The 20,057-nt window shown below is 53.6% G+C and carries 19 protein-coding genes; 13 read left to right on the top strand and 6 right to left on the bottom strand.

Annotated features, from left to right (window positions below):
- Positions 1-26: 26 nt before the first annotated feature.
- From pckA to HOY33_RS16810, 5 genes are all read right to left on the bottom strand, one after another.
- Complete coding sequence (pckA, locus tag HOY33_RS16830) at positions 27-1,646, bottom strand: phosphoenolpyruvate carboxykinase (ATP) (RefSeq protein ID WP_172291295.1); 1,620 nt, start codon at positions 1,644-1,646, stop codon at positions 27-29.
- 199 nt (positions 1,647-1,845) lie between these two features.
- Positions 1,846-2,718 (bottom strand): Hsp33 family molecular chaperone HslO, encoded by an 873-nt coding sequence (hslO, locus tag HOY33_RS16825; protein ID WP_172291294.1) that lies wholly within the window; start codon positions 2,716-2,718, stop codon positions 1,846-1,848.
- Between the two features lie 7 nt (positions 2,719-2,725).
- The gene (hslR, locus tag HOY33_RS16820) at positions 2,726-3,136 is read right to left on the bottom strand and encodes a ribosome-associated heat shock protein Hsp15 (protein ID WP_172291293.1); all 411 of its coding nucleotides are present in this window, start codon (positions 3,134-3,136) and stop codon (positions 2,726-2,728) included.
- Positions 3,133-3,834: a GMP/IMP nucleotidase gene (gene yrfG, locus HOY33_RS16815; protein ID WP_172291292.1), complete on the bottom strand. Its 702-nt coding sequence runs from the start codon at positions 3,832-3,834 to the stop codon at positions 3,133-3,135. Before yrfG ends, hslR begins: the two co-directional genes overlap by 4 nt.
- A gap of 98 nt (positions 3,835-3,932) precedes the next feature.
- Positions 3,933-6,083 (bottom strand): intracellular growth attenuator family protein, encoded by a 2,151-nt coding sequence (locus tag HOY33_RS16810; RefSeq protein ID WP_172291291.1) that lies wholly within the window; start codon positions 6,081-6,083, stop codon positions 3,933-3,935.
- A 439-nt stretch (positions 6,084-6,522) separates the two neighbouring features.
- On the opposite strand from HOY33_RS16810, the gene nudE reads away from it, so the two are divergent.
- The gene (gene nudE, locus HOY33_RS16805) at positions 6,523-7,074 is read left to right on the top strand and encodes an ADP compounds hydrolase NudE (protein ID WP_172291290.1); all 552 of its coding nucleotides are present in this window, start codon (positions 6,523-6,525) and stop codon (positions 7,072-7,074) included.
- Positions 7,075-7,149: 75 nt separating this feature from the next.
- Here the strand turns inward: nudE and mrcA are convergent, their stop codons facing one another.
- Entirely contained in the window at positions 7,150-9,702 is a 2,553-nt protein-coding gene (gene mrcA / locus HOY33_RS16800) for a peptidoglycan glycosyltransferase/peptidoglycan DD-transpeptidase MrcA (RefSeq protein WP_172291289.1), read from the bottom strand.
- 136 nt (positions 9,703-9,838) lie between these two features.
- Between mrcA and pilM the strand changes: the two genes are divergently transcribed.
- From pilM to trpS, 12 genes are all read left to right on the top strand, one after another.
- Positions 9,839-10,690 carry a pilus assembly protein PilM gene (gene pilM / locus HOY33_RS16795; protein WP_172291288.1) on the top strand — a complete coding sequence of 284 codons (852 nt, stop codon included), beginning with the start codon at positions 9,839-9,841 and terminating at the stop codon, positions 10,688-10,690.
- A gap of 2 nt (positions 10,691-10,692) precedes the next feature.
- Positions 10,693-11,259, top strand: coding sequence for a PilN domain-containing protein (locus tag HOY33_RS16790; protein WP_172291287.1), 567 nt, complete (start codon positions 10,693-10,695; stop codon positions 11,257-11,259).
- A complete protein-coding gene (locus tag HOY33_RS16785) occupies positions 11,256-11,810 on the top strand; it encodes a hypothetical protein (protein ID WP_172291286.1) in 555 nt (184 codons plus the stop codon). Before HOY33_RS16790 ends, HOY33_RS16785 begins: the two co-directional genes overlap by 4 nt.
- Positions 11,803-12,207 carry a HofP DNA utilization family protein gene (locus tag HOY33_RS16780; protein ID WP_330528048.1) on the top strand — a complete coding sequence of 135 codons (405 nt, stop codon included), beginning with the start codon at positions 11,803-11,805 and terminating at the stop codon, positions 12,205-12,207. Before HOY33_RS16785 ends, HOY33_RS16780 begins: the two co-directional genes overlap by 8 nt.
- Before the next feature lie 35 nt (positions 12,208-12,242).
- Positions 12,243-13,514, top strand: a complete 1,272-nt coding sequence (gene hofQ, locus HOY33_RS16775) for a DNA uptake porin HofQ (RefSeq protein ID WP_172291285.1) — start codon at positions 12,243-12,245, stop codon at positions 13,512-13,514.
- 332 nt (positions 13,515-13,846) lie between these two features.
- Complete coding sequence (aroK, locus tag HOY33_RS16770; protein ID WP_113867471.1) at positions 13,847-14,368, top strand: shikimate kinase AroK; 522 nt, start codon at positions 13,847-13,849, stop codon at positions 14,366-14,368.
- Positions 14,369-14,420: 52 nt separating this feature from the next.
- Positions 14,421-15,506 carry a 3-dehydroquinate synthase gene (gene aroB / locus HOY33_RS16765; RefSeq protein WP_172291284.1) on the top strand — a complete coding sequence of 362 codons (1,086 nt, stop codon included), beginning with the start codon at positions 14,421-14,423 and terminating at the stop codon, positions 15,504-15,506.
- Positions 15,507-15,653: 147 nt separating this feature from the next.
- Entirely contained in the window at positions 15,654-16,601 is a 948-nt protein-coding gene (locus HOY33_RS16760; RefSeq protein WP_172291283.1) for an SPOR domain-containing protein, read from the top strand.
- A gap of 80 nt (positions 16,602-16,681) precedes the next feature.
- Positions 16,682-17,494 carry an adenine-specific DNA-methyltransferase gene (gene dam / locus HOY33_RS16755; RefSeq protein ID WP_172291282.1) on the top strand — a complete coding sequence of 271 codons (813 nt, stop codon included), beginning with the start codon at positions 16,682-16,684 and terminating at the stop codon, positions 17,492-17,494.
- A 181-nt stretch (positions 17,495-17,675) separates the two neighbouring features.
- Entirely contained in the window at positions 17,676-18,353 is a 678-nt protein-coding gene (gene rpe, locus HOY33_RS16750) for a ribulose-phosphate 3-epimerase (RefSeq protein ID WP_172291281.1), read from the top strand.
- Positions 18,346-19,050 (top strand): phosphoglycolate phosphatase, encoded by a 705-nt coding sequence (locus HOY33_RS16745; RefSeq protein WP_172291280.1) that lies wholly within the window; start codon positions 18,346-18,348, stop codon positions 19,048-19,050. The genes rpe and HOY33_RS16745 overlap by 8 nt, the downstream gene beginning before the upstream one ends.
- Positions 19,047-20,051, top strand: a complete 1,005-nt coding sequence (trpS, locus tag HOY33_RS16740; protein ID WP_172291279.1) for a tryptophan--tRNA ligase — start codon at positions 19,047-19,049, stop codon at positions 20,049-20,051. Before HOY33_RS16745 ends, trpS begins: the two co-directional genes overlap by 4 nt.
- Positions 20,052-20,057: the final 6 nt, after the last annotated feature.

Here is a 20,057-nt window from a genome sequence, read left to right as displayed (position 1 = left end):
TGTTGCCTCTCCCCGTTATCGCCCGGTTACAGCTTAGGGCCAGCGGTAACCAAAGCGGCGCCGGCGGGCGCGTCGGTGTATTTATCAAAGTTGGCGATAAACCGTTGCGCCAGATCTTCCGCTTTTTCCTGCCATTGCGCCAGATCCGCGTAGGTATCGCGCGGATCGAGAATGTCAGGATCAACGCCCGGCAATGAGGTTGGGATCGCCAGATTGAAGATCGGCAGCGTCCGCATTTCCGCATCGTCAATGCTGCCATTGAGGATGGCGTCGATAATGCCGCGCGTATCTTTGATGGAAATACGTTTCCCGGTGCCGTTCCAGCCGGTATTCACCAGGTACGCCTGAGCGCCGGAGGCTTTCATGCGTTTGACCAGCACCTCTGCGTACTGCGTGGGATGCAGCGACAGGAAGGCGGCGCCGAAGCAGGCGGAGAACGTCGGCGTCGGTTCCGTCACGCCGCGTTCGGTGCCCGCCAGTTTGGCGGTGAAGCCAGACAGGAAGTGGTACTGGGTCTGGTCTGACGTCAGCCGGGACACCGGCGGCAATACGCCGAACGCATCCGCCGTCAGGAAAATCACCTTGGTGGCATGCCCGGCTTTGGAGACCGGTTTCACAATGTTGTGAATGTGGTAGATCGGATAGGAAACGCGGGTATTCTCGGTTTTTGAACCGTCGTTGAAATCGACGCTGCCGTCCGCCAGCACGGTGACGTTTTCCAGTAGCGCGTCCCGCTTGATGGCGCCATAAATATCCGGCTCCGCTTCTTTGGACAGTTTAATGGTTTTGGCGTAGCAACCGCCCTCAAAGTTGAAGACGCCGTCATCATCCCAGCCGTGCTCATCATCGCCGATCAACTGGCGTTTAGGGTCGGTGGACAGGGTGGTTTTACCCGTGCCGGAAAGGCCGAAGAAGATCGCCACATCGCCTTGTTCGCCGACGTTGGCCGAGCAGTGCATGGAGGCGATGCCTTTTAGCGGCAACAGGTAGTTCATGATGGAGAACATCCCTTTCTTCATTTCGCCGCCGTACCAGGTGCCGCCAATCAACTGAATACGTTCCGTCAGATTAAAGGCGATGAAGTTTTCGGAGTTCAGCCCCTGTTCCTGCCATTGCGGGTTGGTGCATTTGGCGCCGTTCATGACGATGAAATCAGGCTCGAAATCCTGTAGTTCTTCATCACTCGGGCGAATAAACATGTTTTTAACGAAGTGCGCCTGCCAGGCCACTTCGGTAATGAAGCGAACCTTCAGGCGGCTATCCGGGTTGGCGCCGCAGAAAGCGTCGACGATAAACAGGCGCTTGCCCGATAATTGCGTGGTCACCAGCTGTTTCAGGTGTGTCCAGGTTTCCTGACTCAGGGGGTGGTTATCATTTTTACCTTTCCCTTGATCCGACCACCACACGCTGTCGCGGGTGACGTCATCGCGAACGATGTATTTGTCTTTCGGGGAACGGCCGGTAAAAATGCCGGTGTCGACGGCGACGGCGCCCAGTTTGGTTTCTATGCCGCGTTCATAGCCTTGTAGGGTTGGGTCGAGTTCTTCTTTAAAAAGTAATTCATAGCTGGGGTTGTAGACAATACCGCGGACATTTTGGATTCCATAAGCCGCGAGAGCTTGTGGTGTCATACCTTTGATCTGCATGTCGCTACTCCTCAATAGTTATAGTCATACTGAGAACCATTGTAAGCAGTAAGCTTATTTTAACCGCGATAGCAATCATAAAATTGAATAAATTCGTTAATTACTTTGCTTATTCAATATGTTGTAAAATTGAACAGGTTAATTTATCGCTTTGTTAATAAAGAGAATAAAACGGGTACCTGACGTACCCGTGAAAGGATTAATGCAAAAGATTATCTGATGGATTCTGTTTGAGCGCCTGTATCTCTTCGGCACTGAAGCGGTAGTGACTACCGCAATAGTCGCAGTGCATGTCGATCTCGCCGTCCTGCTCCAGCATGTCGGCCATGTCCTGGTCGGAAAGCGTCATTAATGCATCGGCGCAGCGATCGCGCGAACAATGGCATTGGAAAGATACCGTCTGCGGCTCATATACCGTGACCTGTTCCTGATGGTAGAGGCGGTAAAGCACATCGTTGGCGGAAAGCGTAAATAATTCATCGGCTTTGACCGTGGCTGTTAGCTGTGCCAGATGATCGAAATCATCACGGCCGGCGTTTTGCGCCGGCAGCACCTGTAACAACATACCGGCGGCGGCCATGCGGCCTTCATGCCGTCCGGTGCGGATAAATAACCGGGTGGGAAGCTGTTCGGATTGCAGGAAGTAGTTTTCCAGACAATCGGCGAGCGTTTCACCCTCAAGGCCAACGACGCCCTGATAGCGTTCGCCTTCCGTCGGCGTAATGGTAATCACCAGATAGCCGTTACCGACCATGTCTTTGAGTGAGCTATCCGGCGCGATTTCGCCTTGCAGGCGCGCCACGCCACGCATTTGCTGTCGATGGTCGCCGTTAATCACCGCCAGCTTCAGCGGGCCGTCTCCCTGAAGCTGCACGGTGATATCTCCGTTGAACTTTAAGGTTGCCGTTAACAGACTGGTGGCGACCAGCATTTCTCCCAGCAACGTTTGCACCGCGGCAGGGTAGTCATGATTGGTCAGAATGTGCCGATAGGTATCGCTTACCGTCGCCAATTCGCCACGAACGGCATAATTTTCAAACAGGTAACGGTGTAGTTGGTCATGGGTGGCCATATTGGGTTTATTCCTGATCGCTGTATTTAAATTTAATCAGATCCCGCCGTTCTTTCTTATCAGGGCGACGATCCGGGTGCGGCATGGTCAGCGCATTCATTTTTCGCGCCAGCGCCAGCTTTTCCCGTTTTTCAATGCTGGCTGTGGTTTCCTGATACAGCGACTGGGCTTCAGTGGCGGTTCGGCGTTGACCGCTGAGCGCGCGAACAATCACCGTACGCTCGTCGTTTCCCTGCCGTAACTTGATCTCGGCATTCAGCTCAACCAGCTTACTGGGCTTGCTGCGTTGTCCGTTGTAGTGGACTTTGCCGCCGTCAACCATTTCACGCGCAATAGCCCGGGTTTTATAGAAACGGGCGGCCCACAACCATTTATCCAGACGGATGGCTTCGTCGGCATTCTCGGTTGCTTTCATCATGAACTCTCCTGATTACCGGGGTTTACCGAGCGCAGCAACGACGGTAATAGCCCAAGATAGTCATTCAGTGCCGGATGCTGCCGGAATGATTTTTCCTGCTGGCTGGAATCGGGATTACTGACGCCCAGACAATAGCGTATGCCGAACGTTTTGGCGGCGTCCAGAATCGGTTCGCTGTCATCAACAAACAGCGTTCTGGCCGGATTGAAACCGGTTTGCCGCTGCACGGCCTGCCATAACCGCTGATTCTCTTTCGGATACCCATAAGTGTGGGTGGAAAGCAATAAATCAAGGTGCTGATCCAGCCCGGTGTGTTCAATCTTGACCGCCAGGCTGTGCGGGTGAGCATTAGTCAGTAGAATAGTTCGTTTTCGGCTGTCGCGCAGCGCCGACAGGAACGGTGTCGTGTCTGAGCGCAGACGGACGCGGGCGCCGATATCCGTCGTCATCTGATAGATGTCCAGCCCCAGCTTCTCGCTCCAGTAATCGAAACTGTACCAGTTGAGCGTATTCTGCACCGCCTGGTACTCCGTTGCGATAAACTGTTGCGCCTGTTCCAGACTGATGCCGCGTTTTTCACTGAGCGACTGCGGCACCAGTTGCAACCAGAAATAGCTATCAAACGCCAGATCAAGCAGCGTGCCATCCATATCCAGTATGACGGTATCAATTTCTTGCCAGTTAATAGGGGGGCTCATAAATAACTCCAGATAGCGAACGATTCCTGAACGTTGGCGGGGGAGATGTCGGCGGCAGCGCTATCAGAATAACATAACAGCGCCGCGCGTCGCGACGTTCAGGGCTGGGCCATGCGGTTGTCGAGCAAGGGCGGCGGCGAGGCGGCGGGGCCAAAGCGTTGGGCATAGTAATGCTGAATATGGGTTACCCGCTGCCGACTCTTACGGACTTTTATGCCCAACAGCACGGCGTTGGCGATCAATGTCGCGGAAAAGATCAGCAACAGCAGACAACTGCCAAGATAACGCCACAGCGTAATGACATCGGGTTCACTGTGCAGGCCAATATGCTGGGTGCCATTGGCATCGGTGCTGAGGTGAGTGATGACGCCCGATGCATTAAACGGCGTGTGTAATAACATGGCTGATAACCGCTGGAGTTCTTGCCATTGGTCTGAGGGGCGGTATTCATGCAGCGGCATGAGCGGCAAAGGGTGACTGACGAATTGGCGTCCTTCATCGCTGCGAATTAAAAAGCCGCCCGGAGGAGGGCTATTGAGTAAATCAGCGGCGTTATTGATTTCCTGATAGAAGAAAAAGTCAGTTGAGCTGTTGACGAGCGATTCCAGCGTCTCCGCGCTTACCGGGCGCAGCAGAACGTTCATGCCTTTCAGCGATCCCGATCTAGCCTGTTTTACCAGCGTATCCCAGTTCTTCACGTTGCCCAGATTAATCAATGCATTTTTCAGCCGGGTACAGTCTCTCTCCTGCTCGCAGAGTTCCTGTGTTTTCAGCACAATCTCTGAAAAATCGTTCAGCAGGATCATGCCGGATTTTTGAATGGCGGTGGCAAGCTGGGAGTTAACCTGGCCTTCGTTATCGGTCTGGGGATGTAACTGACTATTCACCGCGTTAAGCAGCGCCGAGGTTTTTTCAATGATATCGGATTCCGGCAAGGGTAAAGGGTCGGCCTTATTCCAGTAAATCGCGGAACAGTCAAAAGGCGTAAAGGCATGGGGCGGAGAGTTGCTGCTTGCGGGATGGATCCCGGACGGGACATAACACATTCCGGAGCCCTGAACGTTCAGGGCATCGCCGATTTTAAGCGGTATTTTTTCCAGTTCATCAACCTGAGTCACCTGAATATGTTGCGCGCCTTGTATCCAGGCCATACTGAGCTTTAACGGCAGTTCAAGGGGAACGTAGGTCAATAAGAGGATCAGGCTGAACAGCGATCCGGCCGCCAGCAGCAGATTTTTCCCCCACCGTTGCAGGGGAAAGTTTTTTACTTCGTCATGCAACGAAAGGTGTTCCCCCTGACGGACGACCTGCCGGTTAAGATAAATATCGACATCGGTTTTCCTGCCTAAATCCAGCGAGATATAGGGTTGCCAGTGGGGGGGATAAATAAGGTCGATATTACCCAATGAAATATTACCGAACTGCCCCTGGTTGGATTCGCCAAAAAGCCCGAGACTTTGCGGCGTGCCATGCAGGCAGTGGACGTCACGCAGTTCCTGCTCTGAGGGGGAGCGGAAGAGCTGCCAGACACTCCAGGCGGCGAGCAGCGCCGCGGAGCCGGTCAGCCAGGGAAGCAGCGCTATCGGGCTGTTAAGACTGATGAGCAACAACAGGAATGCCAGACAGAGAACCCCGGCTTCTTTCAGCCCCGCGGAGTGATGGATGGCATGCTCTTCTCTGGTTTCCTTACGAATGGTCACCAGCTCGGCGTGTTCATGTTCTTCCTGACGAATGGAGGCATTGGGCATCGGAATTTCAGGGGCGGGCATCACCTGACGGTTATCGACGCATTCCGCCAATGAGTGCCCGTTCAGGGAAATAACCAGGGGGATTGAACGGGTTTTAATCAATTCGACGGTGTTATTTTCGGTAATATACTGCTCCCAATTGGGGGGCAGATGAATCTCCTGCGTATCGATATAGTAGCGCCATTTCGTTTGCGCGTCGGTGCTCAGGCCGTAACGCGTAATGGTATGCGTGATCGGATAGACCCGATTGCTTTGTAATGAACGGGGGAGCTTGGGTTGGTCGGTCGGCGTGTCGAGCGGCGTGGTTGTCTGACTATTTTCCTGAGCAAGATAATGCTCAACGGCAATGCGTTCTTCCGGTGTCAGTTGACGGGGCAACGATGGCGTTACCGGCAAGGGATTGGCGAATGGCAGGCGTCGGCGCATACGGTAGCCAATGAAACTTCCGACGGCGAGCAGACAGGCAAACAATATAGCCAATAGGATAAATATTGTGCTCATGTCATCTCCATCCCAAAGCGGCTAGCTCCTTGTTTATGTCGAATTTTAACAAACTTATACAATCGATGGTAACCCGTATGGTCTTGTTTTATTAGATTACTAATTAAAAAATAACGGAAATTGTCCACGCAAGGCGATGATAGTAACTCTCAGCAGGAACATCTGAAATGAGGAAAGTCTGATTTTTTGACAGGTCATTGACTTTTTATTTTTACTTCAACGGCGATGTTTACCTCATGTTATGAAAAAGTACATTCATGTTCATGAGAGTTGCAGCGAAGGCCATTGTTAACGCACAATGTGAGCAAGATCAAAAAAGAATATTAACGATTTCGTTTCATTCTGCGACACGCCGGCAACTATGGTGAAGGTAACATAAACCGATCATTCGGGTTGGGCGAAAGTGTCGTTCTGGTCGTAATTTCTCTATGGGGCCATTATGAGTCATAACCTGCAAAAACCTAAAATCCTCAAAGTAGAAACAGTTGCGCGATCGCGTTTGTTCAATGTTGAATCCATCGATCTGGAATTCAGTAATGGCGCTCGACGGGTTTATGAGCGGATGCGGCCAAGCGGCCGGGAAGCGGTGATGATTGTGCCGATCATTGATGATGAACTGCTGTTGATCCGTGAGTATGCGGTGGGGATTGAACAATATGAACTTGGGTTTCCTAAAGGATTGATCGATCCGGGCGAGACGGTATTCGAAGCGGCCAACCGGGAACTGATGGAGGAGGCGGGATTTGGTGCGGAAAAAATGGATTTGTTAGCCACATTGACGATGGCGCCGTCCTATTTTTCCAGCCAGATGAACATTGTCGTCGCGCGCGGGCTGTATCCGCAAAGTCGTGAGGGTGATGAGCCGGAACCGATGCCGAAAGTGCGCTGGCCGATAAGCGATATGATGTCGCTGCTACAGGATCCGGATTTTCGGGAAGCGCGTAATGTCAGCGCGCTGTTTTTAACGCAGGATTGGTTAGGCCGGCAGTAAACTTATTGCGGACAGGAAAAAATAAAAAAGGCGCCGTATTCAGCGCCTGTTGTGTAGGCAACTCCGCCACAGCGATCAGAACAGCTCTTCGCTCTGTCCGTTATCCATCAAGGTCGTGCCGACTTCATGGACTTCATATTCCGTCGGCTGCGTTCCTTCAATAAAGAACTCGGCGCGACTGTTGCCGCCGCCGTTGGACAGTTTGCCGCTGCTGCGATCGATAGACACGCTGACGATGCCCGGCGGCGGAGTCAGCGGCTGCTCGGGAACCCCATCCAGCGCGGCTTTCATAAAATCATCCCAGGCGGGCTGCGCCGTTTTCGCGCCGCCTTCATAACCCGATATTTGATCTTTGATCGCGCCAGACGCGCTGCTGGTGCCTAAAGTACGGCGATGGTCGTCAAAGCCGATCCACACGGAGGTGACAAGGTCTGGGCCATAGCCCGAAAACCAGGCGTCTTTGGAACTGTTGGTCGTCCCCGTTTTTCCGCCAATATCACGACGGTTCAGTTCACGGCCGGCGCGCCACCCCGTACCCGTCCAGCCCGGCTCGCCAAACACATTGCTGTTCAGAGCATCCTTGATCAGGAAAGCCAGCGGCGTGCTGATCACATGCGGCGCATAAGGCGGTGCGGTCTTTTGCAGCGCTTCTTGCGGCGTAACCGGCTCCAGTTGCGGCATGGGTAAGGCGTTCCGGTTTTCTCTGGACGTCGCCACATTTTCCATACTATCCGCAGACAGCGTTGCGGCCCGCTGCGTTTCACCGTAAACCAACGGTAAATTACAGGTATCGCAGACCACTTTCGGCGTGGCGGTAAAGACGGCGCCGCCCGCCTCGCTCTCTATTTTGGTAATCAGATAGGGATCGACCAGATAACCGCCGTTCGCCATCACCGCATAGCCGCGAACCACCTGTAGCGGCGTAAACGAGGGGGCGCCCAGCGCCAGCGATTCGGTATAGACAATGTTCTGTTTCGGGAAGCCGAAACGCTGCAAGTATTCTGCGGCGTAATCCACGCCCATTGCCCGCATGGCGCGTACCATCACCACGTTTTTGGATTGTCCCAGTCCCTGACGCAAACGGATGGGGCCGTCATAGGTTGCGGGTGAATTTTTCGGCCGCCAGTCCGAACCCGCGCCCGCGTCCCAACGCGTAATCGGCACATCATTCAGGATCGTGGCGAGCGTCAGGCCTTTGTCCATCGCGGCGGTATAAAGGAACGGCTTGATGTTGGAGCCAATCTGACGCAACGCCTGCGTCGCGCGGTTAAACTTGCTTTGGTTAAAGTCAAATCCCCCCACCAGCGCTTCAATGGCGCCATTGTTCGGGTTGAGCGACACCAGCGCCGAATTCACATCCGGCACCTGAGCAAGCCACCAATCGTTGTCCACTTTGCGCACCCACACCTGCTGACCGGCTTGCACCACGTCGGTCACGCGTCTGGGGGTCGGGCCTTGTTGCGTATCGGAACGATAAGGACGCGCCCAGCGCATACCGGCCATCGGCAAAGAGATGTGACTGCCGTCGGACATCACGGCAACCGCGCTGTCGGCCTGCGTCGCGGTGACGACGGCCGGGAATAACGGGCCGTAAACCGGCAGGCTTTTCAGCGTGGCGACGATCTTGTCCTGATCCCAGGCGCTTTCGCCAATTTTCCACAGCACTTTTGTCGGGCCGCGATAGCCGTGGCGCATGTCATAGGCGAGGACGTTATTGCGCAGCGCGTCTTGCGCGGCCAACTGGCGTTTTCTGGTGATGGTGGTGTAGACCTTATAGCCGTCGTTATAGGCATCATCGCCATAACGCTTGACCATTTCCTGACGCACCATTTCCGCCACATAAGGCGCGGAAAACGCAATCTGCGGCGCGTGATAGTCAGCCACCAGCTTTTCATTCCGCGCTTCATCATATTGCGCCTGAGTGATGTAGTTCTCATCCCTCATGCGCGCCAGAACTACGTTACGCCGCGCAATGGCGCGGTCATAGGAATAAAGCGGATTAAAGGTGGACGGCGCTTTCGGTAAACCGGCAATCATCGCCATCTCGCTCAGCGTAAGCTGATCGACAGGACGGCCAAAGTAAACATGTGCGGCCGCGCCGACGCCGTAAGCGCGGTATCCGAGGTAGATTTTATTCAGGTATAGCTCAAGAATTTCATCTTTAGTGAGCAGTTGCTCAATGCGGATTGCCAGAAAGACTTCCTTGATCTTACGAATCAGGGTGCGTTCCGGGCTGAGGAAAAAGTTTCTGGCAAGTTGCTGCGTAATGGTGCTGGCGCCCTGGGAAGCATGACCGGAGCTTAACGCAATCGAGGCGGCACGGATGATCCCCACCGGATCGACGCCGTGGTGCTCATAGAAACGGCTGTCTTCCGTGGCGATAAAGGCATGCACCAGCACCGGCGGGATCTGTTCCAGCTTCAGTGGGATACGGCGTTTTTCACCGAACTGGGCGATCAGTTCGCCATCGGCGCTGTATACCTGCATGGGCGTTTGCAGCCGGATGTCTTTCAATGTGGTGACATCGGGCAACTGGGGTTCGATATAGCGGTACAGACCATATATCGAGGCTGCTCCCAGCAGGATGCAAGTCACTGCAAGGATGAGTAAATACTTTACGAACTTCACCTGAGATTTTCCATTCAGTAGCGTTTGGACAGTTTATAAACAATCGCGCGCTAGTATAAAGGTAAGCCAGTACTGTGGATACGTTCTTTTAACTGTGGATGCGTTCTTTGCAATAGATAAGGAGATCGATTTGAACATGGCTTATCACATCTGGCGGGTTGGATTAGATATACAAAACGGCTTTATGCGTGCGCTGGCGGTACAACGCCGGCGTTACGGCTGGCAGCTTCGTCACTGGTGGCAGTTTCCGCTGCCGGGCGACACCTTACGCGCAGGTAGTCTACACCATACTGAAGCGCTTTGTGAGACCTTACTGAAATGGCGCCGACTCTTACCCCGTCATATTTCGCTGCGGGTGGGGTTTCCGGCGCAGCTGATATTACAGCAACGCCTGCCGGCGCCGGACAGCCGGCTGCAAGAGCCTGAACGCGGTTGGTACATCGAAAATATGGCTGCCCGCAAGCTGCCGGTCAGCAGTGATTCGTTAGCGATAGACTACCGTGAAGATCCGCACTCGCCGGGATCTTTAGTGATTACGGCGGCGCGGCGAAGTGAATTAAATCATTGGCTTGATTGTCTGCGTAGTGCGGATTTACATCCCGAAGTGGTCGATGTTTCAACCAGCGCGATTCGTTGTATGGCGGATGCGGCGGGACTTGAATATAACCGGTTATTCCTGCATCGGCTGGCGGACGGTTGGCTATGGATCTCTCCGCTGAATCATCCTTTTCAGTTTGGGGTTATCGATCCTGACGAGGTGATTTCCGACGCCAACGTTCTGTCATTGGTAAGCGCCCGCTATCTACCAGATGTTGATAATACGGCCTATTACAGCAGCACGTTACCTGATTTAGCCAACAGTGCCGCCGACGTGCTGAAACCGTGGTCTCCGCTGACCGCTTTCAACCAGATGCAGCCGCCCTTACCTGATTTTCCATCGGCCTTTGTTATCGCGGGCGGCCTGGCGGTGCGCCCAGGGGATTGCTGAACATGCCGCGGGTTAATCTTTTGCCCTGGCGTAAACGGCGCTTACGCCGGCGAGCGCGTAACTGGCTGCTGGCATTGCTGCTGCAACTGGCGCTGGTCGCGGCGACGCTCGCTGGGATCTCTGCGCATCGGCATCAGCAACGGCTGATGTCGCAGCGCGAACTGAGCGACATATCGGCGCAGTTGCGGCAATTGACGATGCAATATCAGCAAACCCGCCAGATGTGGAGCAGGTGGCGGCATTATCAGGCCCAGCGTGACGCCGATGCCGCAGGGATGCGTCATAACCAGCGCTATTTGCGCCTGCTGGAGCAGGTGCCGTCGATGATGCCCCGGCGTCTCTGGCTGACGGATATCGTCGATCGCGGCGAACATGTGTTGATTTCCGGAATCAGCGAGAATTATACCGATATTGTGGATTTACATCGTGCATTAGGCCGCCATCCGGCGCTGGGGCGAATACAGGTTCTTCAGGCGTTAAGACAGCAGAGCGCGCGTTCGTTATTGCGTTTTTCTCTTCAGGCGGATTGGGGAGCCACGGGGTCGACAGACGAGGGGGAACATCGGTGACTCATTCGATGCTTAACTGGCCGGTGTGGATAAGTAAGCCGCTGTGGGTACTGGCAAGCGCGCAACTTGTGCCGATGGTCATTTTTTCGTGGCTGGGGATCGTGTTGGCGCTGAGTGGCGGACAACAGCGAGCCGAGGCGCTGAAACAGCAGATCGATAAGCAGTACGCCGCAATCCGGCATATTCAGCAACAATTGGGGACGATGCCCGCATTGACCGTTTTGACGGAACAGCTAGCCGGGGTAGCGACGGAAACCGCGCCTTTTCATGCCGATATGCCGGCGCAACGGCTCTCGGCGCTGTTGTCGCAATCCGGCGCGTCATTGCTTTCCTGGCGACCCGACCTTAATCCGGTTTCCGCTAACCGCGAAGCCTGGCAGTTAACTTTTAGCGCCGACTACCCGGCGCTGCTGCGTATGTTGCGTAAATTTATCGCGCAGCCGCATATTTTAAAGATTGAGCACCTCGCCATGAAGTCTACGGAGGGGGCTTTACACATTGACATGACATGGGTGAAACCGATGGCTGAGCGGAGAGAAGAGGGTGAATAGGATTATTGCGCGAACCTCCCGCGTATCGCTGGTTATCGCTTTATTCAGCATCGGGCCGGCAGAGGCGGCGGAAGCCGGCCGCGATCCTTTTCGTCCCGTCTCTGCGCAACGCTGTAGCCAGCGTTATTCCTTGCAGAAATGGCAATTAAAAGGCGTCATGGGTTCCGGTGAAAAATGGGTGGGATGGCTGACGCAATCGGAAGGCGAGTGGTTAAAGCTGACTCGCGGGGAGGCGATTCCGCCGGGAAACTGGCGGGTCAGCCATCTGGACAGATCCGGCGCTATCCTGACGCCCACAGACCAGGCCGATGTTTGTGACGGCGCGCCGGCGGACGTTGCTCTGGTATCTCCCTTTATTACTAAACCGGTCATGCCACCTGAAATTCCACTTTCATAAACGGCTTTTATCTACTCTCTACGACAAGGAAGGTTATGACGTTTCCATCGCTTCAGAAAATGTTTGTTCTGGCTTTACTGCTTCTTGCCGCCGCGTCGGGGCCGGCAAGAGGTGAAGCGCCGGTGTCTATCGCGTTTGAAGACTCGCCCATATCGCGGATATTACAGGCGTTGGCCGACCATCAGCGGCTAAATCTGGTTGTTGCGCCGGGCGTTGAGGGGACGATCAGCCTGCGGTTGGCGGAGGTTCCCTGGCAGCAGGCATTGGATATTGTTTTACATATGGGGCAGCTTACGATGGAGCGGGACGGTAATGTTTTACTGATATATCCCGCCGGACGCCTTGATGAATTGCAGCGACAAAAAGAAGAGCATCTTGCCCGACAGGCGCAAAAGCAACCATTGCACAATCTGTCAGTCACCTTGCGGCACGCTGATGTCGCGGAGGTGGCCGCCAGTGTGCAGGCGCAACGCGGCGCGCTCCTGACCGATCGGGGCAGCGTGACCGTGGATAAGCGAACCAATACCTTACTGATCCGTGATACGCAAGAGGCGCTGGCGCAGCTTGAACCGTGGGTGAGCGAACTGGATTTACCGCTGTCGCAGGTGCGACTGGCCGCGCATATTGTGACGATCAGCAGTGAACACCTACAGGCGTTGGGCGTCGACTGGGGGCTGGGAGCCGGCGACACGGCCAATAAAGCCCCGCGGTTGAATAATTTCAACATCAGTTTGCCGGTCACGACGCCAGCGATAAACGCCGGCTTTCATTTGGCGCGGCTGAATGGGCGTCTGCTTGATTTGGAGCTGATGGCGTTAGAGCAGGAAAATCAGGTTGAGATCATCGCCAGCCCGCGGTTGTTCACCGCCCATCAGCAAACCGCCAGTATCAAACAGGGTACGGAAATTCCCTACCAAGTTTCCAGCGGCGCCAGCGGATCGACATCCATTGAATTCAAGGAAGCGGTGTTGGGAATGGAGGTGACCCCCAGCATTCTGCGCGCCGGTCGGATTACGCTGAATCTGAAAATCAGCCAGAATATGCCGGGGCAGGTGATAAAACAGGGCGAAAATGGCGACGCGCTGGCGATCGATAAACAGGAAATACAAACGCAGGTTACGGTTGCCGATGGTGAAACCATCGTTCTGGGGGGTATTTTTCAGCAGCAGAAAAAAAACGGCGGCAGCCAGATACCGGCTTTAGGCAATATTCCCCTGCTGGGATATTTGTTCAAAAACAACACGCAGCAGCATACCCGGCGGGAGTTGGTCATTTTTATCACGCCGACGTTAATTCCCTCTTTATAAGTAATAAGGAACGTGATGTTTTCATGCAAATGGCGCAACATTTTGATTGATTCATGTCTTCTAAGTTTGACGCTGCGGCGGATTTAGCTTACAAGGGTTAGCGAATTGAGCACAGAAGTGTTGTTCCTCCGAAAATGTCGATAAAACACACGATATTACCACCTGTATGTCGTGTGGCATTTTATTCGGTTGCCAAACTACCCTGAGTATTGAGATAATTTTTTGTCTGATTCTCGCACTATCGCTCATGAGGTTTCAGTTTAGGTCCCGTCGCTGGGTTGATTGGCGGGGCGGGTTATCATTAACGAATTGTCTTAGTAATACCAAAAAACATGGCAGAGAAACGCAATATCTTTCTGGTTGGGCCTATGGGTGCCGGCAAAAGCACTATTGGCCGTCAGTTAGCTCAGCAACTCAATATGGAGTTTTTCGACTCCGATCAAGAAATTGAGCGACGCACCGGGGCTGATGTGGGCTGGGTATTCGATGTGGAAGGCGAAGAAGGCTTCCGCGATCGCGAAGAGAAAGTCATTAATGAATTGACGGAAAAACAAGGTATCGTGCTGGCGACAGGCGGCGGTTCGGTCAAATCACGTGAGACACGCAATCGTCTTTCCGCGCGTGGGGTCGTCGTTTATCTGGAAACGACGATTGAGAAGCAGCTCGCCCGCACGCAGCGCGATAAGAAGCGTCCGTTGCTTCAGGTTGAAACGCCTCCGCGTGAAGTTCTGGAAGAGTTGGCGAGAGAGCGGAATCCGCTGTACGAGGAAATCGCTGATGTCACTATCCGGACCGATGAACAAAGCGCCAAGGTAGTTGCTAACCAGATTATCAATATGCTGGAAAGTAACTGAGTGTAATACATCATCTGCGTTATGCGGGTTTTGAACAGGTTATTGAACGAGCATGGAAAGAATTACCGTAACATTAGCGGAACGTAGTTATCCTATTACGATAGCCGCCGGATTGTTTAATGATTCGGCCTCTTTTATGCCGTTGAAAGCCGGGGAACAGGCCATGCTGGTGACCAACCAGACCTTGGCTCCCCTCTACCTTGACCATGTCCGCCGCGTGCTTGAGCAAAGCGGTGTGCATGTCGATCAGGTGATATTGCCGGATGGGGAGAAATATAAATCCCTGATGGTGCTGGATCAGGTCTTTACCGCGCTGCTGGCTAAACCGCACGGCCGCGATACGACGATTGTTGCGTTGGGCGGCGGCGTGATTGGCGATCTGGCCGGTTTCGCCGCCGCCAGCTACCAGCGCGGCGTTCGTTTCATTCAGGTGCCGACTACGCTACTGGCGCAGGTTGATTCTTCCGTTGGCGGTAAAACCGCAGTGAATCATCCGCTGGGCAAGAATATGATCGGCGCTTTCTATCAACCGGCGTCAGTGGTTGTCGATTTGGATTGCCTGAAAACCTTACCAGCGCGGGAGCTTTCATCCGGACTGGCCGAAGTGATCAAGTACGGTATTATTCTGGATCGCGATTTCTTTCACTGGCTGGAAGAAAATATTGAGGCGGTGCGCGGATTACAGCATGACGCGTTGGCTTACTGTATCCGCCGCTGCTGTGAACTGAAAGCGGCGGTTGTTGCTGCGGATGAACGCGAAAGCGGCATGCGCGCATTGCTTAATCTCGGGCACACCTACGGCCATGCGATTGAAGCGGAAATGGGATACGGTAACTGGCTGCATGGCGAAGCGATTGCGGCGGGTATGGTGATGGCCGCCCATACCGCCCGGCGTCTCGGGCAGTTTTCCGCTGATGATATCGAACGTATCAAGTCTCTATTCGTTCGGGCCGGTCTGCCTGTTGACGGGCCGGAACAGATGGCGCCGGAATCATACCTTCCCCACATGATGCGTGATAAGAAAGTGCTGGCCGGTGAGTTACGTCTTGTGCTGCCGACATCTATTGGTCATTCCGAAGTCCGTGGTGGCGTAGCCCGTGATATTGTGCTCGCGTCGATAGCTGATTGTCTTGCCTAAGCGCTTTACCGTTTTGTTAACGGCAAATGCGTTAACGACAGATAAGCTCTGATGGTTTATGGTTAATAAAATACAATGCGTTATGATTTAATAATTCGCTGTGGGGATAACGTTGCGAATTTTAACCTTTCAGTTGGGGGGTTTTAAATGGATGAGTTTAAGCCGGAAGATGAGCTGAAGCCTGATGCCAGTGACCGTCGACCAACACGTCAGCAAAAAAGAAGCAGTCATTTTTCTGTACCGAAAATCGCGCTTTCCAAACAGCACCTGATGATCGCCATCGGGATATTGGTATTGCTGTTGATTATTATTGGTATTGGTTCTGCCTTACAGGCGCCATCTCATCCGCAGACTTCTCAGCCCCAGAGCCAAACCGGTGGTGAAAAGAGTATCGATCTTTCTTCATCATCGCCAATGACGCAAACAGAGACCGCCGCGCCGGTTGAGGCCTCTCCCGCCGTCGCCGGACAGTCGCCGCAAACGCTGAGCGCGCCGCCTATCGCCGGCACGCCGACGGAAGCACAGGTTCAACCGCAGGTTAGCGGCCAGCAACGTATCGAGTTGCCAGGTAATATTACCGACGCGCTTTCTCAGCAGCAGGGCCGCGTTAACGAATTTTCTCAAGGCGCGATAGGTAGCTCTACGCTGCCGACCGCGCCGGCCACGGTGGCGCCAACGACCAGAACACCGGCGCCCCGTCCCGCGGAGAGGTCTACGCACAATAATTCGGCGCACAGCGGCGCCAGACCATCGGCAACGAATACTCAGAAAGCCGCTGCGGGCAAACCTGCGGCAAATGCGTCCGCTGGTCAAAGCAGTTCAATACAAAGCGCGCCAGCCAGCCATTTTACCTTGCAACTGAGCAGCGCTTCCCGTTCAGATACGCTGCAAGCTTACGCTAAGCAGCATAATCTGACTCATTCATGGGTGTATGAAACCAAACGCGATGGAAAACCTTGGTATGTATTAGTGAGTGGAGTCTATGCTTCTTCTTCAGAAGCAAGGCGGGCGGTTGCAACGCTGCCTGCTGATGTACAAGCGAAAAAACCATGGGTTAAGCCGATCCGTCAGGTGAAGCAGGACTTGAATAAGTAACACCAATTTTAGCCCTGATGTGCTGTCTGACACAGAGTACAATCCGCGGCTCTGATAAAGTATGAGTAACTAACGACGGCATGAAGAAAAACCGCGCTTTTTTAAAATGGGCTGGTGGTAAATATCCGCTGGTAGAAGAAATTCGTCGCTATTTACCCGCAGGAGACTGCCTTATCGAACCTTTTGTCGGTGCGGGTTCTGTATTTCTGAATACAGAGTACGACAACTATATATTGGCTGATATTAATAGCGACCTCATCAATCTTTACAATATCGTTAAGTCGAATACCGACGATTTTGTCCGCGACTCCCGCAAGCTTTTTACGGACGAAGTGAATACTTCAGAAGTTTTTTATCTGCTGCGCGAAGAGTTTAATCTCTGCACCGATGCCTATCGGCGGGCGGTATTGTTTCTGTATCTGAACCGTCATTGTTATAACGGCCTGTGCCGCTATAACATGCGTGGCGAATTTAATGTGCCGTTCGGACGTTATAAAAAACCCTATTTCCCGGAAGAAGAAATCCGCTGGTTCGCTTTTAAAGCCCGGAACGCAACATTTGTTTGTGAACATTATCAGCAGACGTTGATTAAAGCGGCGCCCGGATCGGTGGTTTATTGCGATCCTCCCTATGCGCCGTTATCGGCGACCGCTAACTTTACGGCGTACCACACCAAAAATTTTAATAGCGTCGACCAGCAAGATCTGGCCAGGCTGGCCTATCGTTTGTCGGTGGAAAACCGGATCCCGGTGTTGATTTCGAATCACGATACGGTGTTGACCCGCGAGTGGTATCAGGACGCCTCACTTTATGTGGTAAAAGCGCGCCGGACGATTAGCCGTAATATTCTGGGTCGTAGTAAAGTAAACGAACTTCTGGCGCTGTATGCCTGATCCGGTTTGATAAACCGCACCGGCCATGTGAACGGATATGGGATGACAAGCAGGGCAGTGCGGCCACAAGATGAATATGATTGATTGGAAGTTAGCGTTGCTCAGCAACCGAACGCTTATCGGGTGACGGACCAGAACATCCCGACAGCAGGAATTCAGACCTTATCGTTTGGAGAACCGAATGAAACCGTTTTTAATCGCCCCGTCTATCCTGTCGGCTGACTTTGCCCGACTGGGTGAAGATACCGCTAACGTACTGGCGGCCGGCGCCGATGTGGTTCACTTTGATGTGATGGATAACCACTATGTGCCTAATCTGACCATTGGCCCGCTGGTGTTGAAATCCTTGCGGGACTATGGCATCAGTGCGCCGATTGATGTTCATTTGATGGTCAAGCCGGTTGATCGCATTATTCCCGATTTTGCGCAGGCGGGCGCCAGTTTCATTACTTTTCATCCGGAAGCCTCGGAACATATCGATCGCTCCCTGCAACTGATCAAAGATCACGGTTGCAAGGCCGGTCTGGTTTTCAACCCGGCAACGCCTCTCAGCTATCTTGATTACGTCATGGATAAGCTGGATATTATTTTACTGATGTCGGTCAATCCCGGTTTTGGCGGGCAATCGTTTATTCCGTCCACGCTGGACAAGCTGCGGCAGGTGCGCAAGCGGATTGACGACAGCGGCTATGATATTCGTCTGGAAGTGGACGGCGGCGTCAAGGTCGACAATATCGGCGCCATTGCCGCGGCGGGGGCCGATATGTTTGTGGCGGGATCGGCAATTTTCAGCCAGCCTGATTATCGCTCGGTCATTGAGCAGATGCGCGGCGAAGTGGCGAAGGTGGCGCATGACTGACATGGCGTTGATTCGTGGGCTGGCGTTTGATTTAGATGGCACGCTGATTAACAGTTTGCCCGGGCTGGCCGCCGCGATAGATTTAGCGTTACAGGCGCAATCTCTGCCGGCCGCGGGCGAGGCGCAGGTCGCCACCTGGATTGGCAACGGCGCCGATGTTCTGGTTGAGCGCGCGCTGCGCTGGGCCGGCGTCGAGCCAACGCCACAGCGGATCCGCGATACCCGCAAGCAGTTTGATCTCGACTATGCGCAAACGGTTGACGGCGGCAGCCGGCTGTTTCCTCAGGTAAAAGAGACGCTGGCGCATCTGGCCCGGCAGGGATTTCCCATGGCGGTGGTGACCAATAAACCGACGCCGTTTGTTGCGCCTTTGCTGGCGTCGCTGGGCATTGACGCCTATTTTTCCCTCATTATCGGCGGTGATGATGTCATCGCAAAGAAACCGCATCCGGCTCCCCTGTATCTGGTGCTGGGCAAGTTAGGCTTACGGGCGAACGAGTTGCTGTTCGTGGGGGATTCGCGTAACGATATTCAAGCATCCCAGGCCGCCGGTTGCCCCTGCGTCGGCATGACCTACGGATATAACTATGGTGAAGCGATTGAACTCAGTCATCCGGATATTGTGCTGGATCGTTTTGCCGACCTGTTGCCCATCGTCGGGCTGTCATCTTCAAAAAATCAGGAAACATTAGTATGAGTAAGCCCATTGTATTTAGCGGTGCACAACCGTCTGGTGAATTGACCATTGGTAACTACATGGGTGCGTTACGTCAGTGGGTGAATATGCAGGATGACTACGATTGCATCTACTGTATCGTCGATCTGCATGCCATTACGGTGCGTCAGGATGCCCAACAGCTGAGAAAAGCGACGCTGGATACGCTGGCGCTGTATCTGGCCTGCGGGATCGATCCGAAGAAGAGCACTATCTTCGTTCAGTCGCATGTCCCTGAACATACCCAGCTAAGCTGGGTGCTGAACTGCTACGCCTATTTCGGCGAACTGAGCCGCATGACGCAATTTAAAGATAAATCAGCGCGTTATGAAGAAAATATCAATGCCGGTTTGTTTGATTATCCGGTGCTGATGGCGGCGGATATTCTGCTATATCAGACCACCCAGGTGCCGGTGGGTGAAGATCAGAAACAGCATCTGGAATTGAGCCGCGATATCGCCCAGCGTTTCAATACGCTGTACGGGGATATTTTCAAGGTGCCAGAGCCGTTTATTCCAAAGTCCGGCGCCCGGGTGATGTCTTTGCTGGATCCGAGCAGGAAGATGTCCAAGTCTGATGATAACCGCAATAACGTGATTGGCCTGCTGGAAGATCCGAAGTCGGTGGTGAAGAAGATCAAACGTGCGGTGACGGATTCTGATGAGCCGCCTGTCGTTCGTTATGACCTAGTGAATAAAGCCGGGGTCTCCAACCTGTTGGATATTCTGTCTGCCGTCACCGGGAAAACCATTGCCGAACTGGAGCAGGAATTCAGCGGCCAGATGTATGGTCACCTGAAAGGCGCCGTTGCCGATGCCGTATCCGGTATGTTGACGGAATTACAGGAACGCTATCATCGTTTCCGTAATGACGAGGCTTTCTTGCAGCAGGTGATGCGCGACGGCGCCGAGAAAGCCAGCGCCCGTGCGCAGGAAACGCTGAAAAAAGTGTACCAGGCCGTTGGGTTTGTTTCCCGTCCATGAGTGTTA

It is taken from the genome of Brenneria sp. hezel4-2-4 (assembly GCF_013155275.1).
Taxonomy (GTDB): Bacteria; Pseudomonadota; Gammaproteobacteria; order Enterobacterales; family Enterobacteriaceae; genus Brenneria.
Note: the sequence above shows the minus strand (reverse complement) of the source record. Positions and strands in the feature narration are given on the sequence as shown.

Coding starts and splice junctions, on each gene's coding strand:
- pckA (WP_172291295.1), bottom strand. CDS start 1,646: ATGCAGATCAAAGGTATGACACCACAAGCTCTCGCGGCTTATGGAATC.
- hslO (WP_172291294.1), bottom strand. CDS start 2,718: ATGGCCACCCATGACCAACTACACCGTTACCTGTTTGAAAATTATGCC.
- hslR (WP_172291293.1), bottom strand. CDS start 3,136: ATGATGAAAGCAACCGAGAATGCCGACGAAGCCATCCGTCTGGATAAA.
- yrfG (WP_172291292.1), bottom strand. CDS start 3,834: ATGAGCCCCCCTATTAACTGGCAAGAAATTGATACCGTCATACTGGAT.
- HOY33_RS16810 (WP_172291291.1), bottom strand. CDS start 6,083: ATGAGCACAATATTTATCCTATTGGCTATATTGTTTGCCTGTCTGCTC.
- nudE (WP_172291290.1), top strand. CDS start 6,523: ATGAGTCATAACCTGCAAAAACCTAAAATCCTCAAAGTAGAAACAGTT.
- pilM (WP_172291288.1), top strand. CDS start 9,839: ATGGCTTATCACATCTGGCGGGTTGGATTAGATATACAAAACGGCTTT.
- HOY33_RS16790 (WP_172291287.1), top strand. CDS start 10,693: ATGCCGCGGGTTAATCTTTTGCCCTGGCGTAAACGGCGCTTACGCCGG.
- hofQ (WP_172291285.1), top strand. CDS start 12,243: ATGACGTTTCCATCGCTTCAGAAAATGTTTGTTCTGGCTTTACTGCTT.
- aroK (WP_113867471.1), top strand. CDS start 13,847: ATGGCAGAGAAACGCAATATCTTTCTGGTTGGGCCTATGGGTGCCGGC.
- aroB (WP_172291284.1), top strand. CDS start 14,421: ATGGAAAGAATTACCGTAACATTAGCGGAACGTAGTTATCCTATTACG.
- HOY33_RS16760 (WP_172291283.1), top strand. CDS start 15,654: ATGGATGAGTTTAAGCCGGAAGATGAGCTGAAGCCTGATGCCAGTGAC.
- dam (WP_172291282.1), top strand. CDS start 16,682: ATGAAGAAAAACCGCGCTTTTTTAAAATGGGCTGGTGGTAAATATCCG.
- rpe (WP_172291281.1), top strand. CDS start 17,676: ATGAAACCGTTTTTAATCGCCCCGTCTATCCTGTCGGCTGACTTTGCC.
- HOY33_RS16745 (WP_172291280.1), top strand. CDS start 18,346: ATGACTGACATGGCGTTGATTCGTGGGCTGGCGTTTGATTTAGATGGC.
- trpS (WP_172291279.1), top strand. CDS start 19,047: ATGAGTAAGCCCATTGTATTTAGCGGTGCACAACCGTCTGGTGAATTG.